Source organism: Streptomyces sannanensis, assembly GCF_039536205.1.
GTDB classification, from domain to species: domain Bacteria; phylum Actinomycetota; class Actinomycetes; order Streptomycetales; family Streptomycetaceae; genus Streptomyces; species Streptomyces sannanensis.
Genome location: NZ_BAAAYL010000001.1, coordinates 731,011 through 750,624, shown reverse-complemented (window position 1 = coordinate 750,624; position 19,614 = coordinate 731,011). Strand labels below are relative to the sequence as shown.

The window sequence follows — 19,614 nt, the reverse complement described above, 5'->3', positions numbered from 1 at the left end:
CACAATCACTCCAGGTTGCGTCCTGGATTCTTCGCGTCATGCCTTGCGGCGGCTCTTGCGGCAGGCCAATGATGGGTCGTGGCGCCCGGGGAGGGTCCGGCGCACCAGCGAAGGCCGCTGCGGAGTTACTTGCACTTCAATCCTGACAGCGCGGACGACTCACGGCGCGGCTGCTTCCATGACTGTCCATGAGGCAGGCGTCGCTGAATCTTGGGGATTCGGAACGGGCACGGGGGACCTGGCCTCTGTGCGCGCTTGGATTCGGCGCCTGTTGACGTTTTTCGGGCTGCTTCGGGTGCCGCTGCCCTTGTCCCGGGATTGGGTGCGCTTCGAACGCTCAGCAGGTGATACGGGGAGGCATGACGATGACTTCTTTAAGTTCGGTCCTGGTCGGTGGCGGAAGTGTGCTCGCTCGTTGTGGCGAGGTCCTCGTGGCGAAAGGGCACCGGATCAGGGCCGTGGTGACAAGTGATGCCACAGCCCGATCGTGGGCGATCAAGGCAGGCATTCCGCACCACGGACTCGCCGAGGCCGTGACACTCGCACCGCAATTGTCCTGCGATCTCCTGTTGAGCATCGGCAACTACGCGGTCGTGCCCGAGGCGTTGCTGAACTGCGCGAGACGGTCGAGCATCAACTACCACTACGGACCGCTCCCCGAGTATGCGGGCCTGCATACGCCGTCATGGGCCATTGCGGACGGTGCGAGTGAATACGGCATCACCTGGCACCGAATGGCCGAGCTGGTCGACGGCGGCGACGTACTGGGGCGTGTACCGGTGCCGATCGGGCCCGATGAGACCGCTCTGTCGCTGGGCTTGAAGTGCGACGACGCGGCCGTCGCCAGTTTGGCTGAACTGATCGACGAGATCGCGGAGGGGCGCGAGACCGCGACCCCCCAGGATCCCGCAACGCGCCGCTACTTCTCGCGGCACACCCAGTTCGCCGCCGAGGGTCTGATCGACTGGAGTCTGCCCGCCGAGCGCATCACCGCCATGGTCCGGGCCACGGACTACGGCCCGTTCGGGAGCCCGTTGGTGTGGCCCAAGGTGAACATCCACGGGCACTTCTACGCCGTCCGAGAGGCCCGGTGCCAGGCCGCGGTCGACGACGCCGCGCCCGGTACGGTCATTTCCTGTGACGATGCGTCGGGCTTGCGGGTGGCCACGGGTGCCGGAAGCGTTCAGCTGGCCCGGATATGCACCTTGGAAGGCGAAGCACGCGCCGTCGACGCCGTCGCAGCGGCCCATGGAATTCAGCCCGGTACGATCCTGGACGCTCCCGGCGGAAGCGCGAATGCGCGCATCACCGAGGCAGGTGTCAAAGCCTCCAAGGCCGACAACTACTGGCGTGCGCGCCTGGTCGAGGGGGACCATCCCTACCGCCTTCCCTACACACCGCCACGGGCCGGGAATGAACATCAGGCGGCTCCCGTCGTCGCGCAGTGCCGTGTCCCGGTCCAGGAAGGCGGCGCGCATGCGTCCGCGGCCTATCTGGCCGGCGCCCTGGGCACATTTCTGAGCCGGGCGAGTGGCCTGCAGGACATTCACCTTGCGATGGCCGCCCCCCGCGATGAAGTCGACGCGGACCACCGGGACCTGTTCGCCGCCTGGCTACCCTTTCTGTGTCATGTCGACGCCGACAAGACGATTTCGGAGAACATGCGGGCGCTGAGCCATGAATTCAGCCTCGGCCAGGAACGAGGGTGGCTCCGCCGCGACGTCATCGGTCGGGATGAAGCACTCAGGGAACGGTGGAACAGCGGCGCGCTGACACCGGACGTGTTGATCTCCTGGGGCGCTCGGAACTCCGACGGCATGGACCACCGTCCGAAACTGGAACTGCATATCCAGGAAGACGGCGACATCGTCACCTTCCACTACGACGCCACGCGCATCCTCGCTCGGGACGTCGCACAACTGGCGGGCCAGTTCAGCGAATGGTGCAGTCGGCTTCCCTCCGTCGAGGACCAACTGCCGGCCTCTGTGGACGTCCTCACGGCACACGAACGCACGACCCTGATCGACGCGTTCAATGCCACCGCCACCGTTACCGCCGACGCCGACGCGCCGGGACACTGCCTGCATCAGCTCTACGAACAGGCCGCGGACAGCCACGCGGAGAACGTCGCGCTGATCTGCGCGGACACCAGCCTGACCTATGCCGAACTCAATGCCCGCGCCAATCGTCTCGCCCACGCACTGATCGAACGAGGCGTGGGCCGCGGCGATCTGGTCGGTGTTGCCCTGGACCGCTCGATCGATCTGGTCGTGGCCCTGCTGGCGGCCATGAAGACGGGCGCCGCCTATGTGCCCATCGACCCGAAGTTCCCGGCGGAGCGCATCCGCCAGATGGTCGACGACGCCGATCCCAAGCTCATCGTCACCCCCACCACCACGCCCCACAGCCTTGCCGCCTGGGACACTCGCTGTCTGAGCGTCGACGAAGCACCGGCCCACCCAGGCGCCACGCCGCCCAACCCCGCAGTCGAGGTGAGCGCCGACGATCTGGCGTACGTCATCTACACCTCCGGCTCGACAGGCCGTCCCAAGGGCGTCGAGATCAGCCACGGGGCGGTGTGCAACTTCCTGGCCTCGATGCGCCGGCAGCCGGGGTGCGCCGCCACGGACCGGCTCCTGGCCGTCACCACCGTGTCCTTCGACATCGCCGTGCTGGAGCTGTTCCTGCCGCTGCTCTGCGGCGCGACGACGGTCGTCGCCCAGGCCCAGGAGACCCTCGACGCCAAGGCCCTGGGCCGGCTGATGGAGCGCCACGCAATCACCGTGATGCAGGGCACTCCCGCCACCTGGCAGCTGCTGCTGGACGCGGGCTGGAAGGGCACCCCCACACTGACGAAGATCCTCTGCGGTGGCGAGGTGCTGCCTCGTCATCTGGCTGACCGGCTGCTCGCCGTCGGAGCCTCGGTGTGGAACATGTACGGCCCCACCGAGACCACCGTGTGGTCGACGGTCTGGGAGGTACGGGGAGATGACGACGGCATCCTCATCGGCAACCCGATCTCCCGCACCCAGGTCTACGTTCTTGACGACAACCTGTCGCCTGTACCGCTCGGCTTCCCCGGCGAGCTGTGCATCGGGGGCGCCGGCGTGGCGCGCGGCTACCACAACGACCCCGAGCAGACCCGACTCCGTTTCGCGGACAACCCCTTCCATCCCGGCACCCTCTACCGCACCGGCGATCTGGCCCGCTTCGTCGAACCCGGCAGGCTGAGCCTGCAGGGGCGTAACGATCGCCAGGTCAAACTGCGCGGCCACCGCATCGAGTTGGCCGACGTCGAGGCCGCCCTCAGCCGTCACGAGGACATCCGCCGCGCCGTGGTGGTCGGCCATGACGAGCAGCTGGTCGCCTATTGCGTACGCGCCTCGGCGCGAGCAGCCGATCCGGGCCGTGCGCCGGTGGACCACAGCACCGCCCTGGCCGAGTGGGCGGCCGCCTGGGATCGCGCCTACGAGGCCGATGCCGATGACGCCACGTTCAACCTGGCCGGCTGGCGCAACAGCTACGACGGTCTCCCGTTCACAGCCGGGGAAATGCGTGACTGGCAGAGGGGTTCCGTCCGGCGCATCCTTTCGTATGCGCCGGAGAGCGTGTTCGAAATCGGTTCCGGCAGCGGTTTGATGCTGTTCAGCCTTGCGCCACACTGCCGCACGTACCACGCCGTGGACGCCTCCGCCGGGGCCGTGGAGATCACCCGGCAGCACCTTTCGTCCCTGCCGCACGTGACGTGCGAACAGCGCGCGGCCCACGCACTGCCCGAGGTGGCCGAGGGCGCCTTCGACACCGTGGTCATCAATTCGGTGGCCCAGTATTTCCCGAGCATCGACTACCTGACCTCGGTTCTGGAATGGGCGACCAAGGCGGTCACCAAGGGCCGTGTGTTCCTCGGTGACGTACGGGACCTGTCGCTGCTGAACGTCTTCCACGCGGATGTGGCGCACTTCCGCCAGAACAGCGAGATGTCTGCCGAAGAGCTGGCCCGCCTCACCGAGCGTGGGATGCGCTCGGAGCGCGAGTTGGCGCTCAGCCGTGACTTCTTCGCCAACCTGCCGAGCCTCTTCCCGCAGATCACGCGCGTCGACATCACCCTGCGCGACGGTCGCTACGTCAACGAGATGACGCGCTACCGCTTCGATGTCACGCTGCACATCGGGGAGAGCGCGGAGCTCCCCACCCCGACCGCGGAGAAGCACTGGCAGCACGACGGCCTCGACGTGGCCTCGCTGCGCGCGCAGCTGCGCACGATCGCCGACCAGCCGCTCCGCCTGAACGACATCCCCAACGGCCGGCTGGGCGAGGTGTGCGGCCGGGTCGCGGCGGCCCTGGCCGGCGCCTCGGCAGCGCCCACGTCGTGGGTCGACCCCAGCGACCTCACCGACCTCGCCCACGAGGCAGGCGTGGAGCTGGCCTTGCTGCCCAGTCGCTCCGGCGACACATGGCGATGCGACGTCCTGTTCTGGCAGCCCGGTCAGACCCCCGACCTCAGCCTGCATCCCGCCGAGCCGCTGGACCCAGGCGCCCTCACCGGGTACGCGAACGTGCCCGCGGTCGGCGAACCGCCCAAGGTCCCGCTCCACCGCACACTGCGCCCCTGGCTGGCGGAGCGGCTGCCGGACTACATGGTGCCCGCCTTCATCGTCGAGCTGGACGAGCTTCCGCTGACGCCGAACGGCAAGATCGACCAGAACGCGCTGCCGGACCCCGTGGTGGAGGTCGAGGCCACGGCCAAGCCTGCCACCGAGCTCGAGCGGGACATCATGGCCATCTGGTCGGATGTGCTCGGCCACGACCGGATCGGCGTCAACGAGAACTTCTTCGAGATCGGCGGCAATTCGCTGCGGGTCGTCCGGGTCCAGACGAGGCTGGAGCAACTGCTCGGACGCCCCGTCTTCGCGGCCAAACTGTTCGAGCACTTCACCATCAAGGCCCTGGCCGCGCACCTGGCCGGCGATGCGAAGACCAGCCGGGAGATCGTTCCCACGCGCCGCCGTGCCGTCCACGACGAGCCGATCGCCATCATCGGCATGGCCTGCCGGCTCCCGGGCGACGCGAACACCCCGGAAGAGTTCTGGGAGCTGCTGGAGCGCGGTGGCGACGGGATCATCGACGTACCCAAGGACCGCTGGGACGCCGACGCCCTGTACGACCCCGACCCGGAGGCACGCGGCAAGTCGTATTGCAGCCGTGGCGGGTTCGTCACCCCCATCGACCAGTTCGACGCCCTTTTCTTCGGTATCTCGCCGCGCGAGGCACACTCTCTCGACCCCATGCAACGCATGGTCCTGGAAACCACCTGGGAGGCGTTCGAGCGCGCCGGCTACACCATCGAGCAGCTGCGCGGCAGCCAGACGGGCGCGTTCATCGGCGTCGGCAAGAGCTCGGCCTACCACGAGTACGGCCTCACCATGGCCGGTGGCCTGTCCGACCTCGACGGCTACGTGGGCCCGGGTTCCGCCGGAGGCACCATGTCCGGCCGTGTGTCGTATGTGTTCGGTCTGGAGGGTCCGACCCTGACCCTGGACACGGCTTGCTCCTCCTCGCTGGTCACCACCCACCTGGCCTGCAACGCGCTGCGCAGCGGCGAGTGCGATCTGGCGGTGTCGGCCGGTGTGAGCCTGATGCTCACACCCGAACTGCATGTCGAGTTCAGCCGGTTGCGGGGTATGTCGGCGGACGGCCGATGCCGGTCGTTCTCCTCCGACACCGACGGCACCGGCTGGAGCGAGGGCTCCGCCGCGGTCATCCTCAAGCGGCTGTCCGACGCCCAACGGGACGGCGACCCCGTCCTGGCCGTGCTGCGCGGCACCGCCGTCAACCACGACGGCCACAGCGCCAGCCTGACCACGCCCAGCGGGCCCGCCCAGCAGCGGGTCATCCGCGCGGCCCTGGCCGCGTCCGGGCTGCAGCCGGGCGACATCGACTACCTGGAGGCTCACGGCACCGGCACCAAGCTGGGCGACCCCATCGAAGGCACGGCGCTCGCGGAGGTCTTCGGCGGCAGCCACTCGGACGAGGCGCCGTTGTGGGTCGGTTCGGCCAAGTCCAACCTCGGCCACACCCAGGCGGCCGCCGGACTGGCCGGCGTGATGAAGGTCGTCCTGGCCATGCAGCACAACGCGGTGCCCCGGACCCTGCACGTTGCCGAGCCCACCCCGGCCGTGGACTGGAAGGGCGCCAGGATGGCGCTGGTCCAGGAGCAACGCCCATGGCCGGCGAAGGAGGTGCCGCGCAGAGCGGGCGTCAGCTCGTTCGGCATCGGCGGTACCAACGCCCACGTCATCATCGAAGAGCCGCCGCAGCGCATCACCGAGGACGCCGAGGACACGGCGCCCGCCCCGTTGCCGCCCACGGTGCCCTTCGTGGTGTCCGGCTACACCGACGCCGCCCTGCGCCGGCAGGTGGAGAACCTGCATCTGCACATGGGCATGAACATCCAGGACCGCCTCGGGGACGTGGCCCGCTCCCTTGCCACCACCCGCAGCCACTTCCGCCGGCGGCTGGTGCTCACCGTCAAGGACAAGGCCGAACTCCTCGACAAGCTGGCCTCCTTCTCCCGCACCGGGGAACTGCCGGCCGAGTCGGTGCGCGCCGGGAACCACGCAGAGGAACCCCGGCTGGCCCTCCTCTTCACCGGCCAGGGCAGCCAGCTCCCGGGCATGGGCAAGGACGTCTACGACGTCTATCCCGTCTTCCGCGAGGCGCTGGACGCGATCGCCGCCCAGTTCACCGAGCTGGACAGGCCCTTGCTCGAGGTGATGTGGGCCGATCCCGACAGCGACGACGCGGCCGTGCTGCACCGCACCGACTTCACCCAGCCCGCCCTGTTCGCCCTGGAGGTGGCGCAGTGGCGGCTGTGGGAGAGCTGGGGTGTGCGGCCGGAGCTGCTGCTCGGTCACAGCATCGGCGAACTTGCCGCCGCCCATGTGGCCGGGATGTTCGACCTGCCCGACGCCTGCCGGCTGGTGGCTGCGCGCGGCCGGTTGATGCAGGCACTGCCCAGCCGCGGCGCCATGGTCTCGCTGGAGGCCGGTGGCGAGGAAGCGGAAGCGGCCATGGACGCCCTGGGGCTGCGCGGCAAGCTGGACGTCGCCGGGCTCAACACGCCCACGCAGACCGTCCTGTCCGGTGACGCCGACGCCATCGAGACGATCACGGCACACTTCACGGCGCAGGGCCGCAGGGCCAAGCGGCTCACGGTGTCCCACGCCTTCCACTCGCACCACATGGACGGCATGCTCGCGGAGTTCCAGGCCGTGGCGGAGACCGTCCGGTTCCACCCGCCGACTATCCCCATCGTCAGCAGCCTCACCGGCGAGCCCGCCGCGCCGGGCGAACTGGAGAGTCCCGACTACTGGGTCCGCCAGGTACGCCGAGCGGTCCGCTTCAGCGACGGCATGCTCAGCCTGCGCCGGGAGGGTGCGAACACCTTCCTGGAGCTCGGTCCGCAGCCCGTGCTGTCCGGTCTGGGAGCGACCTGCCTGGCCGACGAGGGGTCGGTGTCCTGGGTGCCGTCGTGCACCCCGGGCAAGAACGGCGCTGCGGTGATCCTCAAGAGCCTCGCCGAGCTGCACGTGCGGGGAGTGCCGGTCGACTGGCAGGGTTACTTCGCGCCCTTCGGCAGCGGACGGGTGGCCCTGCCGACCTACGCCTTCCAGCGGGAGCGCTTCTGGTTCGAGCCGCCGGTCTCCCGCGCGGTCGGCGCCGGTCTGAACGCCACCGACCACGCGCTCCTTGGCGGTGGCGTGGACATCGCCGGCACCGACATGGCCCTGTTCACCAATGTGGTGGCGGCGGACCAGCCGGTCTGGGTGCAGGAGCACCGGGTCATGGACGCGGTCCTCATGCCGGGTACCGCGTTCTTCGAGGCCATGCGGGCCGCGGGCGACGCCGCTCACGAGGGCGCGTGGGACCTGGCGGACGTGGTCATCGCCTCGCCCCTGGTGCTCGCCTCCGGCGTGCCGGTCCGGATGCAGGTCACCGTGGGCCCGGCGATCGGCGAGGCCCGTCCCGTCCAGGTGTACAGCGCGCCCGAGGGCGAGGACGGTGCCTGGCAGTTGCACACCGAAGGCAGGCTCGTACCCGCCGGGGCCGACGCCGGCCCGACCGCGACCGTGCCGCCCAGGGGAGCCGAGCCCCTCGACGCGTCCGCCCTTTACCGCGACCTGGCCGCCCTCGGCTACGGCTACGGGCCGACTTTCCAGGGCATCAAGGAGGCCTGGCACGTCGGCGGGGAGGTGTGGGCCAGGGCCGCATTGCCGGAGAACGCGGAGCAGTCCGCCGCCGGTTATGTGTTGCACCCGGCCCTGCTCGACTCGGCCATGCACTCGCTTTTGCTGACGCAGCGGCTTCAGAACAGGACCGGTGACGACCTCTTCGTGCCGTTCGAGGCCGAACGCCTGTCGCTGCGGGTGAAGGGCCTCAAGGAGATCTGGGTCCGGGTCGCCGACTTCGAGCTCGGCGACGGTGAGTTCTGGGCCTCGCTGGACATCCACGACGCGGACGGCGCTCATGTCGGCCGGCTGCACCGCCTCCACGCGCGACGCGTGGACCGGGCGGTGCTGCGCCGACTGGCCGCGGCCGGCGTGGACCGTTTCCAGTTCGACGTCAACTGGCGCCACGTCGAGACCGAGAACGTCGAGATGGGCGGCTCCTGGGGCCTGATGACCCCCGCCGGAGACGTGCCGTGGGCGCGCGAGGTGAAGACCCTCCTGGCCCGGGCCGGCATTCAGGTGATCAAGGTTCGGGAGCTCGAGGACGCCGAGGACCTGGACGGTCTGATCTGTCTGTGGGACTCCGATGCCGACGTACCGTCCCAGGCGCACGCGCTCTCCGCCACGGCGTTGGAGCAGCTCCAGGAAGCGGTCACGACGGAGTTCCGCACGCCGCTGGTCTGGGTCACCCGCCACGCGGTGGGCACCGGCGCCGATGACATGGTCTCCGGGCTGGGCGCCGGCCCGCTGTGGGGACTGATGCGTACCGCCCGCAACGAGCACCCCGAACTGAGCCTGCGCCTGATCGACCTCGGCGAGGAAGAGGCGGACCGCAAGGCTCTTGCTTCGGCGTTGATGCTGGAGGCCGAACCGGAGTGCGCCCTGCGCCACGGCGAGGTGCTCGTGCCGCAGTTGCTCCGCGTGGGCTCCGCAAGGGATCTGGAGATTCCGGCTGAGGGCCGGTGGCAGCTGGAGATCGCCGCCAAGGGCCGCCTGGACGAGCCCCTGACGGTCAGGGCCCTGCCGGAGCGGGCGGTGGCGCCGGGTGAGATCCGCGCCGAGGTGAAGGCAGCCGGGGTGAACTTCCTCGACGTGCTCAACGCTCTCGGCATGGTGGAGATCCCTGCGTTCGGCCTTGAATTCGCCGGCGTCGTCACCGAGGTCGGCGGCAGCGTCGACCATGTGAAGGTGGGCGATCCCGTGCTGGGCCTGGCCCGTGGCTCCTTTGCCTCCGAGGTCGTCACGGACGCACGCCAAGTGGTGCGCATGCCGGAGCACCTCAGCTTCGAAGAGGCCGCCACCATCCCGATGACCTTCCTCACCGCCTGGTACGGCCTGCACGAACTGGGCGCCCTGCAGCCGGGCGAGCGGGTGCTGATCCACGCTGCGGCCGGCGGCGTGGGCATGGCGGCGGTGCAGCTGGCGCAGCTCCACGGCGCCGAGGTCTACGGCACCGCCAGCGAACCGAAATGGCCGGCGCTCCGGGAGCTGGGTCTGGACGACTCCCACCTCGCGTCCTCCCGTGACCTGGGCTTCGTCGAGCACTTCGGAAAGACCGCGTCTGACGGAAATGCCTCCGACGGCAGCGCGTCCGGCAGGAGCTTCGATGTCGTCCTGAACTCCCTCGCCACGGAGTTCATCGACGCCAGCCTGAGCATGCTGGGTCGTGGCGGCCGGTTCCTGGAGATGGGCAAGATCGATGTCCGCGAGCAGTCATCGATCGACGAGAGCCACCCGGGCGTGACCTACACGGTCTACAACCTCCCCGAGGCGGGTCCCGACCTTATCCAGCGGATGCTGGCCTCCATCGCCGGCCTGTTCACCGAGGGCAAGCTCGCGCCGCTGCCGCTGCGTACCTTCCTCATGACCCACACCTCCGACGGCCTGCGCTTCATCGCTCAGGCGCGGCACGTGGGCAAGGTGGTGCTGGTCCCGGCGCAGCAGCGGCCGTTCATCCGGCCGGACGGCGCGGTGCTCGTCTCGGGCGGCGTCGGCGATCTCGGCCGGCACGTCGCCAGGTGGCTGGCGAGCACCCATGGCGTGCGGGACCTGGTGCTGACCTCCCGCCGTGGCATGGACACCCCGGGCGCGAAGTCCCTGGTGGCCGAGCTGTCCGAGCTGGGCGCCACGGCCACTGTGGTGGCCTGCGACGCGGCCGACCGTGACGACGTCACTTCGGTTATGGCCCTCTTCGATGAGAAGCGGCCACTGCGCGGTGTGGTCCATGCGGCCGGTGTGCTGGACGACGGTGCCCTGACGGCGTTGACGCCGGAGCGGCTGGACACGGTCTACCTGCCCAAGGTGGACGGCCTCTGGCACCTCCATCAGCTCACGCAGGACATGGAGCTGGACTTCTTCATGATGTTCTCCTCCATCGCGAGCGTCATGGGCGCACCCGGTCAGGGCAACTACGCGGCCGCCAACGCGTTCCTCGACGCACTCGCCCACCTGCGCCGGGCCAAGGGCCTGCCGGCCACCTCAGTGGCCTTCGGCCCCTGGGAGGGCGACGGCATGGCCGCCGGGCTCAGCGAATTCGACCGCGCCCGCTTCGCCCAGCTGGGCCTGGACCGGCTGGCACCGGAAGAGGGCCTGGAGCTGTTCGAACTCGCGGTCAGGAGCGGTCGCGCGCTGACGATGGCCGCCGCGCTGGATCTGAACCGCGTCCAGCACTACTTCGAGAACCGGGGCGGCATACCGCCGCTGTTCCGCTCGCTGCTCAGCGGCAACGCCGGCGGACGCTCCCGGAGCGGCGGCGGAACGGACCTGCGCAAGCTGCTGAGCGAGGCAGCCCCCGAGGAGCACGCGGCCGTGGTGCTGGGGGTGGTCCGCGAGGAGGTGGCGAAGACCCTGGGCTTCGCCTCGCCGGAGGACGTGGACGTCAACGTGCCGCTCCAGGACATCGGCATCGACTCGCTCACCGCGGTGCTCATGCGCAACCAACTGGCGGACCTGACCGGACTCGCCCTGCCCGCCAAGATCGCTTTCGATCACCCCAACCTGATGTCGCTGGGCGAGTTCCTGCTGGAGAAGCTGCGGGAAGCGGGGTTGGACGCGGCGGCCGAACCCGCCGTCGCCACGGCGGCCACCGGGGCGGGCGCGACCGATCACACGGGCCCGGACCTGTCGACGGCCAGGAAGGGCTGCCTGCACCCCGACCTTCGTTTCGACAACGTCACTGGCGAGTTGGAGAGTCCGGAGGCGGTCTTCGTCACCGGCGCCACCGGATTCGTCGGCGCCTACCTGCTGCACGAGCTGCTCGCGTCCGACGTGGTCGCCTACTGCCTGGTGCGGGCGGACGACGCCCGCCAGGCCATGGAGCGGCTGGTCGGCACGCTCGACGGCTACGGCCTGTGGAAGGAGGAGTACGCGCCGCTGCTCAACCCGGTGGTGGGTGATCTGACCCGGCCGCTGTTCGGCCTGGACGAGGAGAGCTTCGACGAGTTGGCGGACCAGGTCGACGCCATCTGTCACTCCGGCGCCCTGGTGGACTGGATGCGACCGCTGGACGACTACGTCGGCCCCAACGTGGTCGGCACGCACGAGGCGCTGCGCCTGGCCTCGCGCGGTCGCGGCAAGGCGTTCCACTTCATCTCCACCTTCGCCACGCTCCCCAAGTACCTGGGGTACGAGGTCACCGAGGACGACCGTGAGTACGGCTACATGACCTCCAAGTGGCAGGCGGAGCAGATGGTGGCGGCCGCCCGCTGGCGCGGCGCCAGGGCGTCGACGTACCGCCTGCCGTTCGTGGCCGCCTCGACCCGCACCGGGCACTTCCGGCTCGACCGCGGGGACTTCCTGCACAATCTGATCGTCGGCGGTATCGCCATGGGAGGCTTCCCGTCGCTGAGCACCGACCTCACGGCGGTGCTGCCGGTCGACTACCTGTGCCGGACGATCGCCGAGGTGATGACCGGTGATCTGGCGCGCATCGGAAAGGACTACGACTTCGTCAACTCCAAGGCCCCGGCCTTCGACCGCTTCTTCGAGATGGTCGGTGCCGCCGACGGCGGGGCGGAGATCGTGCTCTTCGACGAATGGCGGCAGCGGGCGCTGGCGTTCGCCGCTGCGCATCCGACGAGCTCCCTGGCCCGGATCGCCGCCCTGGTGGACGGCCTCACGGCGGAGGGGCTGGCGGACATGTTCGCCGCACTGCCGGTGGGGGACGCCGTCTTCGGCGGGGAGGACTACCCGGCCCCGCCCGTCGACGAGCACTTCGTCCGCACCTACGTGGACCGCATCAACACGACTTCGGACCGAGCGGAGATCACGACGTCATGAGCGACGCCCCAGTGGAAGACGAGACCACGGTCACCGGGACCTACCGGAAGACGGGCACCTTCCTGCACACCTCCGCGGCCGCGCACGCCGAGCAGCTGTCACCGGTGCTGGACAAGTACCAAGTGGACAAGGGTGAGATGGAGTCCCGGCTGCCTCCGCACCGGGCATTGAACCCGAGCTGCTTCTACCCCGAGGTGCATCCCACCGAGGTCGTCCGGATGAACCTGGACGACGACTTGGCGGACAACCTGGCCCGCCAACTGCGGTGCCAGGCAGTGATCCAGGAGAGCTTCGCCGCCGCGTCGATCGGCAGCTACTTCCCGGTCTCCACCATGTTCGAGAACTGCGTGCTGTTCGTGCCCTCGGCCAAGCGGTTCTACGACCTGAACCAGGACATCGTCCGGGAGTACTTCCCCGAGGTCGAGACCGCGGTGGTGAACGCCTTCATCGTGCCGGCCGAGAAGCGGCCCTACGGCACCCACGCGGCCAGCTCGATCGCCCTGCAGATCCCGTCACTGGTGAAGAAGCAGCTCGGATTCCCCACCGAGTACCGCAGCTTCCACACCGCGCTGACCCCGACGCCACTGGACCGACAGCCCTTCGTGATCTTCGAAGAGGCCGAGGTGGAGGCCCCGAACCTCCAGTTCGTCTACGAGAAGATGCTGGAATGCGGCCTGGAGGGCGAGGAGAAGGCCGCGGTCGACAAGGCGCTGTACCTCTTCCTGGAGGGGAAGCTGTCCGAGATCGACCTGCCCACCGTGCGGGACTTCCTGATGGCGATGTACTGGGCGAAGACGTACGCAGACAAGCCCTCGCCCGGCTACTACTGCGACAGCAGGGTGGGCGACGCGCTGGTCTTCGACAACTACCGCGCGCACGCGGACAGCACCTTGCCCCGGACCTCCAAGGACCGGCTGACCATCGACCTGCGCTGTTTCAACAAGGTGCACTATCCACGGGGCATGGAAAGCGGCCTCGACTTCATCGTCGATCCGGACGAGCGCGCCTATCAGATCAAGCGTAAATGGGCGTCGATAGACTTCCTCCTCGCCACGCTCGGTTACGAGAGCGTCGACGAGTTCCTGCGCCTCGTCTTCGGCAGCACCCGGCGCGCGGAGGACATCAATCCCTTCGGTCTCATGACGGACCTCCAGTTCGGCATCTACAACAAGTCCGAGTACCACCTCCTGGACCAGAACCTCGATGACCACTACGAGCGGGTCGAGAGCCTGTACGACCGCATCGTGAAGGACGGGGAATACGTCCTCCCGGAGCGCGCGAAGCAGTGCCTCGCCGCGCTGAGCAACTAGGGCCGGCGAGGACGCGGTCCGGGCGAGTCACCGACACCGATTGAGGATTGCAACGTGAGCCATGCCGAATCCGTGCACGACCTCGTGGAGCGGTTCTACACGGTCGTGAAGCTTCCGCACGATCCGTTCGCGAAGGCATTCCTCAATCGGTGTCAGTCGCACACCGTCAAGGTGAACGGCCGGTTCTACAAGTACTTCCAGAGCGGCAGCGGCCCGACCGTTCTCCTCGTCCACGGCCTGAACACCAACCTGGGAAGCATGGTGGTCATTGCCGAGGAACTCCTCGCACAGGGCTATCGGGTGGTGCTGTTCGATGTGCCGGCTCACGGGGAGGCCCTGGGAGCGACGGGTGATCCCGCCGAGATACGCGCACTGCTGCGCGGCCTGTACGGCAGGCTCGCCGACCTTCATGCGGTGGTCTGCCATTCCATGGGCGGACTCTGGGCTCTTTCGGCATGGCACGGCGAAGTGAGCGCCAGGACACTGATATCGATCTCGGCCCCGCCCACCAAGATGTTCCTGGTCGAAAAGTACGCCGGGTTGAACGCACTGGACAGTGACCAGGTCCAGGGGGTGATCGGGAAGATCGAGAACAGGTTCGGAAAGGCGGTGTGGGCCGAGTATTCGGCGTTGGAGGCCGCCAGGACGATCGACGTCCCCGGACTGATCATCCATGGGACGGCCGACGACTACGTGCCGCCAGTGCATGCCGAGGAACTGCACTCGAGCTGGCGGCAATCGACCGTGGAACTCGTCGAAGGCGCCGGCCATTTCGACATCGTGGAATCACCCGCGGTGCGGAAGATCATCTCCGCATACCTGCGGAACATGACATAAGGGGCGATCAATGGACACGACAGAAGAACTGCGCCGGCTTGCGTTCACACCCATGAGGACGCAGCCCCCGAACGCGACCCGGCAGACCCTCGACCGGGCCGCGACCGAGGTCGAGGTCGTCGACGGCAGCAAAGTGGTCCACTACATCTGGGGCGAAGGGGAGCGGCGGGTCCTGCTGGTCCACGGTTGGTCGGGCAATGCCGGGCACCTGACCGTACTGGCCGACGCGCTCGCGGAGGCAGGGTTCACGGTGGTCGTCGCCGATCAGCCCGGCCACGGCGAGTCGGAAGGAACGGAATCATCCGTCATTCACTTCGCCAAGGCGATCGAGGCCGCGAACGACCGGTTCGGTCCCTTCCACGCCATCGTCGCCCATTCGTTGGGCGCCGCAGCCACGACATATGCGATGTCGCGCGGGGTCACCCCGGAAGGGGTCGTGTTCGTCAACCCCATCGGCAGCTACACGAGCCTCTGGCGCCGCTCCGGCGAAGTGATGCAGGTCTCGCCGGAAGCCATCGGGCTGGTCCGTGGGCGTGCGGAGGAATGGCTCGGCGTCTCCTTCGATGCCATCGAGCCGGCCGTCGCAGCTCCGGACTTCTCCAGCCGGCTGCTCATCGTGCATGACGAGAACGACGCGGATTCACCTATCGCGGACAGCGAAGTGCTGGTGTCAGCCTGGGCGAAGGCCGAGCTGGTCAGGGTCGAGAACCTGGGCCACACCAAGGTCCTGCGCGACGATGCCGTGGTCCGCCGAGCGGTCGGCTTCCTGACGGCGAGCGACGGCGCATCGAGTCGGTGATGCACAAGGCTCCGGAACCGAAGAGAACGGCCCCCGGCGCGACGGACCGGCGGCGCGCAGGATGACGCTCACCGTGGCCGGCCATGCCGCGGCCGCACTCGCCGTCTTTCTGGGCATCGCGTACCTGGGACGATGGGCCGCCCGCCGGGTCGGGCAGCCCGGGGTCGTCGGCGAGATCGCGGTGGGCATGCTGCTCGGGCCCGCCCTGCTCGGTTGGGTCTGGCCGCAGGCACAGCCCGTCCTGCTGCCGGACCCCGTGATCGGGCCGCTGCGTCACATCGGGCACGCCGGGCTCGTGCTGTTCCTGGTCGGCGTCGCCCACGAGTTGCGGCTGGACGACTCCCGCCTGCGGGACAGAGCCATCGGTTGGACGACGCTGGGCACCCTCGTACCGTCCCTGGCGGCCGGTACGGCATTCGCCGGCTGGCTCGTCTGGTACGACCGGCCCGAGCTGCGGGGGACCGGGCCCGCCCTCGCCTTCGTGCTGCTGCTTGCGACCACGATGGCGGTCTCGGCGGTGCCCGTGCTCGCCAGGATCCTCGCCGACCGTGGCCTGACCGCCACGCGCGCCGGCCGGCTCGCGCTGACCTCGGCAGTGCTCATCGATGCCGTTGCCTGGCTGCTCCTCGCCGTGGTGATCGGCATTGCCAAGGGGGGTGCAGGCGGCTTCGCGACCGCGGCCGCCGTGCTCGTTCTCGGTGTGCCGGCGACCACGCTGGGCCGCCGACTGCTGAGGACCCGCCAGGCCGAACGGTTCTGCGCCAGGTTGCCCTGGCTGGTGGCCGTCATGCTGGGTGGATGTGTGCTCGGCGCGGCGGCGATGGCGGAGTCCTGGGGGCTCACCGCGATCTTCGGTGCGTTCGTGGTGGGACTGATGATCCCGCCCGGTTCGCCGCACTGGGACGCACCGGTCCGCTGGGTGTCGACGCTGGGCCTGTGGCTGGTGCCGGTCTTCTTCGTCACCACCGGACTCAGGATATGGACGGGATCAACCGGCATTCCCTGGCTGGTGGCAACCTTGGCGACGGCACTGGCCGTGCTCTCCAAGATCGGCGGTGGCTATGTGTTCTCGCGCTGGGGCGGGGAGAGGCACGCCGAGGCGCTCCGCCTGGGCGTCCTGCTCAATACCCGGGGCACCGAGATCGTCCTGCTGCAGGCCGGGTACAGCGCCGGAGTGCTCACCTCCGCCCTGTATCTCGCACTGGTGGTGATGGCGGTGATCACCACCGCGATGACCGGCCCGCTGCTGTCGGTGATCAACCGCTATCCGACGGCGGACGTAGTGGCAGCGCCCCAGGAGGATCAACGGGTCACTACGAGCTGAGCCTTCTGGGGAAGGCATCGCGCAAGGCGCTCAACAGTATGCTGCAGGACGAGATTGCCGCGGCGGTCGCCGAGGCTCCCGTCGTCGCACAGTTGCGGTCCCTGGCCCTGTCCATGGGCACCCTGTCGGACACCGGCGCCGCGGCGCTTCTCAGCGGCCGGTCACTCATTCATCTGAAGTGGCTCGACCTCCGGCACCACTACCTCAGCGCGGCCATGATGCGCCGGCTGCGGGATGCCCTGGAGCCTTCCGGGACCGAAATCGCCCTCAGCTACGGTATGCAGGACCCGGGCGACAGCAAGTGGCGCTACGTCGCGCTCTCCAGATGAAGCCCGCGCGGCGGTCTTCTCTTGTTTTCCCAGCTCAAGCGCCAGATTTGCTGCGCCGCTCTGTTCGCAGGTGTGGTCAAGTCCGGCCAGGTCTCATCAGGCTGATGCTGACCCGACGCCAACTTTGCTGACTGTTCGTCAGTTACTTCAGGGGTGTACTCATTGCCTGCGGGCCTGCGATTCAACCGCCCCGGAGGGCGACCGCCACGTCCGAGCTGACGATCTCGCCGTCCCAAATCTTGTTGCGATCCTCGGCCGCCCCGGAGGGCGACCGCCACGTGGGTGCCCTCTTGATCACTAAGGGCGTGCAGATCTTTAAAACGCGTTCTTGATCTTGCTTTAGGTGGGCTTGGAAGCGAGGAACGTCGCGATATCGGACGGTGTGCGGAAGCGGGCGGTGGAGGCGGTGATGTGGTGGCCGTGCGTTTCCAGGAGCGGGCGGACTTCCTGTTTCGCGCGGCTGATGGTCATGGCGGTGACGCCGAAGAGTTGGCCGAGGAGGTCCATGGTGGCGAGCTTGCGCAGGTGGAGCACGGTGACCAGGATCTGCACGCCCTAAGGGGGGATCGTGGAGTTGCGATCCTCGGCCGCCCCGGAGGGCGACCGCCACAAGTCCTCGTGCAGCTCGGTGGCGGGCCCCTGCTCGTTGTGATCCTCGGCCACCGCCTGTTGGGGGGCCGTTCACGAGTGGGGATGACGTGCATCAACGAGGCCACTTGGAGATCGCTTCCCGGATCACCAGAGATCGTTTCCCGGCGGGCCGACGGCAGGGACCGCGAAGCCGGAGCCGCCGCAGATACGGGATCGCTGGCGCCAAAGGCTCCCCCTTGGATAGGCCGTTCGGATCACCGGCTGGCGCGCCCGCTCGGGTGAAGATCGGTACCTTGCGTTGATCATCAGGACGGCCTTGTGCTCGAATTACCAGCCCCCACCCGGCATCAAACGGTGAATCGAGACAGTTCCATGCGAATCCACTCCGGGCTTCTCTCGGCCCTCCCGATGGCCCTTTTGATTACGCTCCCATGGGTGGAAACACCTCACAGGCGGCGGACATTTACGACACGAAACCCAGCGGATGGTACTGCCCGCGAGATTTCGACGATACCTGCCACGCAGAAAGCGGCCTCGATGCGGCAAAGGTAGTCAAGTGATTCTCGGCAGACTTCACGGGGACGCTGCTCAGAGAGGGGAATGCAAGGTTCGGGCGACACCACATCGCAAAGGGTGGAAGTACTAACAACCAGGGAAACCACCCGATCGACGCTCAGGCCATGAAGCTGTGGGACAAGGCCATCAGCAACCTCGCCAAGGGAAGTTTTAGCTCGCCATACTCAGGGGGAACCATCTTTACCTACCAATATAAGGCTGGCAGCGCAAAGAGGACCATGTGCGTCGTTTCCGATGCGAACGACTATGTCTATGGAGGCAAGAACTATGGCGTCAAGGGGACCGCATACTGGGTTGCAGGGCACGTCGGTCCAGCCGGCTGCAAGAAGGACTGAACGCGACGGGGCGCTCGTGCAATGGAGGTCACGCCATGACCGAGTGGTCTGTTGGCGATCGAGTAACGCCGACGGTGAGTACAGACCACCCCGAGGATCCGGTCGGAGAAGTGGTCATGGTGACGGCCAACGGCGGCGTACTGGTGAAGTTCCCGCGCGCTGGAGCTGAGGTTTACCGACCAGACGAGCTCAAGGCCGCACCCGGAGATCCGCTGGACGAGTGACTCTTTTCCGGGTTTCCTCACTGCCGATTCACGTCGAGTGCTTCGTCGTTGTTCCAGAGGACCGGAATGGCGCCGACGGGCTCGAACCGGATCTGCAGGTCGTTGCTCTGAACCAGGCCAATCAGGCGGCGGCGAAGTACGGCCGCTTGACGGGCCTGGTCGGCGACGATGTCCAGGACGACCTGCGCCGCGGGTGGCGGATGTGCCGGTGGGCGGCCGCCGGGTCGTGGTCCGCGTCCGGCGCCTGGTCTGCCCGGTCCTGGGCTGCCGGCGGCAGACCTTCCGCGAGCAGATCCCAGGGCTGCTGGAGCGCCATCAACGCCGCACCACGCGTCTGACCGGCCAGGTGCCGAAGGTGGTCAAGGAGTTATGCGGCCGGGCGGCCGCCCGGCTCACCCGCGTCCTGGCCGTGCCCGTCTCCTACGCCACCACCCTGCGCCTGCTGCGGCGCATCCCCGTGCCGACGGTGCGCGTCCCACGGGTGATCGGGGTCGACGACTTCGCCCTGCGCCGCCGGCACCGCTACGCCACGATCATCATCGCCCACTCGTCGATGTGCAGAGTGGTCGAACGCCGTGGGTGGGAGTCGACCGGCGTCAGCGGTCATGCGCTCGAGCGCCAGTCGGTCGAGGCATGCCTGGAGGGGTGCCCGGGCGATGCCGAGCGCGCGCCCAATCTGACGTGTGCACGTGTGCAGCTACTCAATGAGCAAAGATAGGACGAGTGTGTCGAGCTCGCCCAGCGTCGTGGTCCGTTGGCTTTGCCGGCGGTTGATCACCCCTG

8 protein-coding genes and 2 pseudogenes are annotated in these 19,614 nt (G+C 68.3%); 9 read left to right on the top strand and 1 reads right to left on the bottom strand.

The window, feature by feature from the left end:
• Window positions 1-359 precede the first annotated feature (359 nt).
• The 6 genes from ABD858_RS03275 (at window position 360) to ABD858_RS03250 (ending at window position 17,105) form a co-directional block, all read left to right on the top strand.
• Window positions 360-12,506 (top strand): amino acid adenylation domain-containing protein, encoded by a 12,147-nt coding sequence (locus tag ABD858_RS03275; protein ID WP_345034447.1) that lies wholly within the window; start codon window positions 360-362, stop codon window positions 12,504-12,506.
• Window positions 12,503-13,816, top strand: a complete 1,314-nt coding sequence (locus ABD858_RS03270; RefSeq protein ID WP_345034445.1) for a hypothetical protein — start codon at window positions 12,503-12,505, stop codon at window positions 13,814-13,816. Before ABD858_RS03275 ends, ABD858_RS03270 begins: the two co-directional genes overlap by 4 nt.
• Before the next feature lie 54 nt (window positions 13,817-13,870).
• Window positions 13,871-14,653: an alpha/beta fold hydrolase gene (locus ABD858_RS03265; RefSeq protein ID WP_345034444.1), complete on the top strand. Its 783-nt coding sequence runs from the start codon at window positions 13,871-13,873 to the stop codon at window positions 14,651-14,653.
• Window positions 14,654-14,663: 10 nt separating this feature from the next.
• Window positions 14,664-15,452: an alpha/beta hydrolase gene (locus ABD858_RS03260; RefSeq protein WP_345034442.1), complete on the top strand. Its 789-nt coding sequence runs from the start codon at window positions 14,664-14,666 to the stop codon at window positions 15,450-15,452.
• 61 nt (window positions 15,453-15,513) lie between these two features.
• On the top strand, window positions 15,514-16,776 hold the full coding sequence (locus ABD858_RS03255) for a cation:proton antiporter (RefSeq protein WP_345034440.1): 1,263 nt from the start codon (window positions 15,514-15,516) through the stop codon (window positions 16,774-16,776).
• Between the two features lie 38 nt (window positions 16,777-16,814).
• Window positions 16,815-17,105: a hypothetical protein gene (locus ABD858_RS03250; protein ID WP_425586144.1), complete on the top strand. Its 291-nt coding sequence runs from the start codon at window positions 16,815-16,817 to the stop codon at window positions 17,103-17,105.
• Window positions 17,106-17,444: 339 nt separating this feature from the next.
• Here ABD858_RS03250 and ABD858_RS03245 read toward each other — a convergent pair.
• Window positions 17,445-17,654 (bottom strand): annotated as a pseudogene (locus ABD858_RS03245) (transposase family protein); the annotation flags it as partial.
• A 722-nt stretch (window positions 17,655-18,376) separates the two neighbouring features.
• On the opposite strand from ABD858_RS03245, the gene ABD858_RS03240 reads away from it, so the two are divergent.
• The 3 genes and pseudogenes from ABD858_RS03240 to ABD858_RS03230 all read left to right on the top strand — a co-directional run.
• Complete coding sequence (locus tag ABD858_RS03240; protein WP_345034437.1) at window positions 18,377-18,607, top strand: hypothetical protein; 231 nt, start codon at window positions 18,377-18,379, stop codon at window positions 18,605-18,607.
• 35 nt (window positions 18,608-18,642) lie between these two features.
• Complete coding sequence (locus ABD858_RS03235) at window positions 18,643-18,831, top strand: hypothetical protein (protein ID WP_345034436.1); 189 nt, start codon at window positions 18,643-18,645, stop codon at window positions 18,829-18,831.
• A 175-nt stretch (window positions 18,832-19,006) separates the two neighbouring features.
• A pseudogene (locus ABD858_RS03230) lies at window positions 19,007-19,372 on the top strand (ISL3 family transposase); the annotation flags it as partial.
• Window positions 19,373-19,614: the final 242 nt, after the last annotated feature.

Coding starts and splice junctions, on each gene's coding strand:
- ABD858_RS03275 (WP_345034447.1), top strand. CDS start 360: ATGACGATGACTTCTTTAAGTTCGGTCCTGGTCGGTGGCGGAAGTGTG.
- ABD858_RS03270 (WP_345034445.1), top strand. CDS start 12,503: ATGAGCGACGCCCCAGTGGAAGACGAGACCACGGTCACCGGGACCTAC.
- ABD858_RS03260 (WP_345034442.1), top strand. CDS start 14,664: ATGGACACGACAGAAGAACTGCGCCGGCTTGCGTTCACACCCATGAGG.
- ABD858_RS03255 (WP_345034440.1), top strand. CDS start 15,514: ATGACGCTCACCGTGGCCGGCCATGCCGCGGCCGCACTCGCCGTCTTT.
- ABD858_RS03250 (WP_425586144.1), top strand. CDS start 16,815: ATGCTGCAGGACGAGATTGCCGCGGCGGTCGCCGAGGCTCCCGTCGTC.
- ABD858_RS03240 (WP_345034437.1), top strand. CDS start 18,377: ATGAAGCTGTGGGACAAGGCCATCAGCAACCTCGCCAAGGGAAGTTTT.
- ABD858_RS03235 (WP_345034436.1), top strand. CDS start 18,643: ATGACCGAGTGGTCTGTTGGCGATCGAGTAACGCCGACGGTGAGTACA.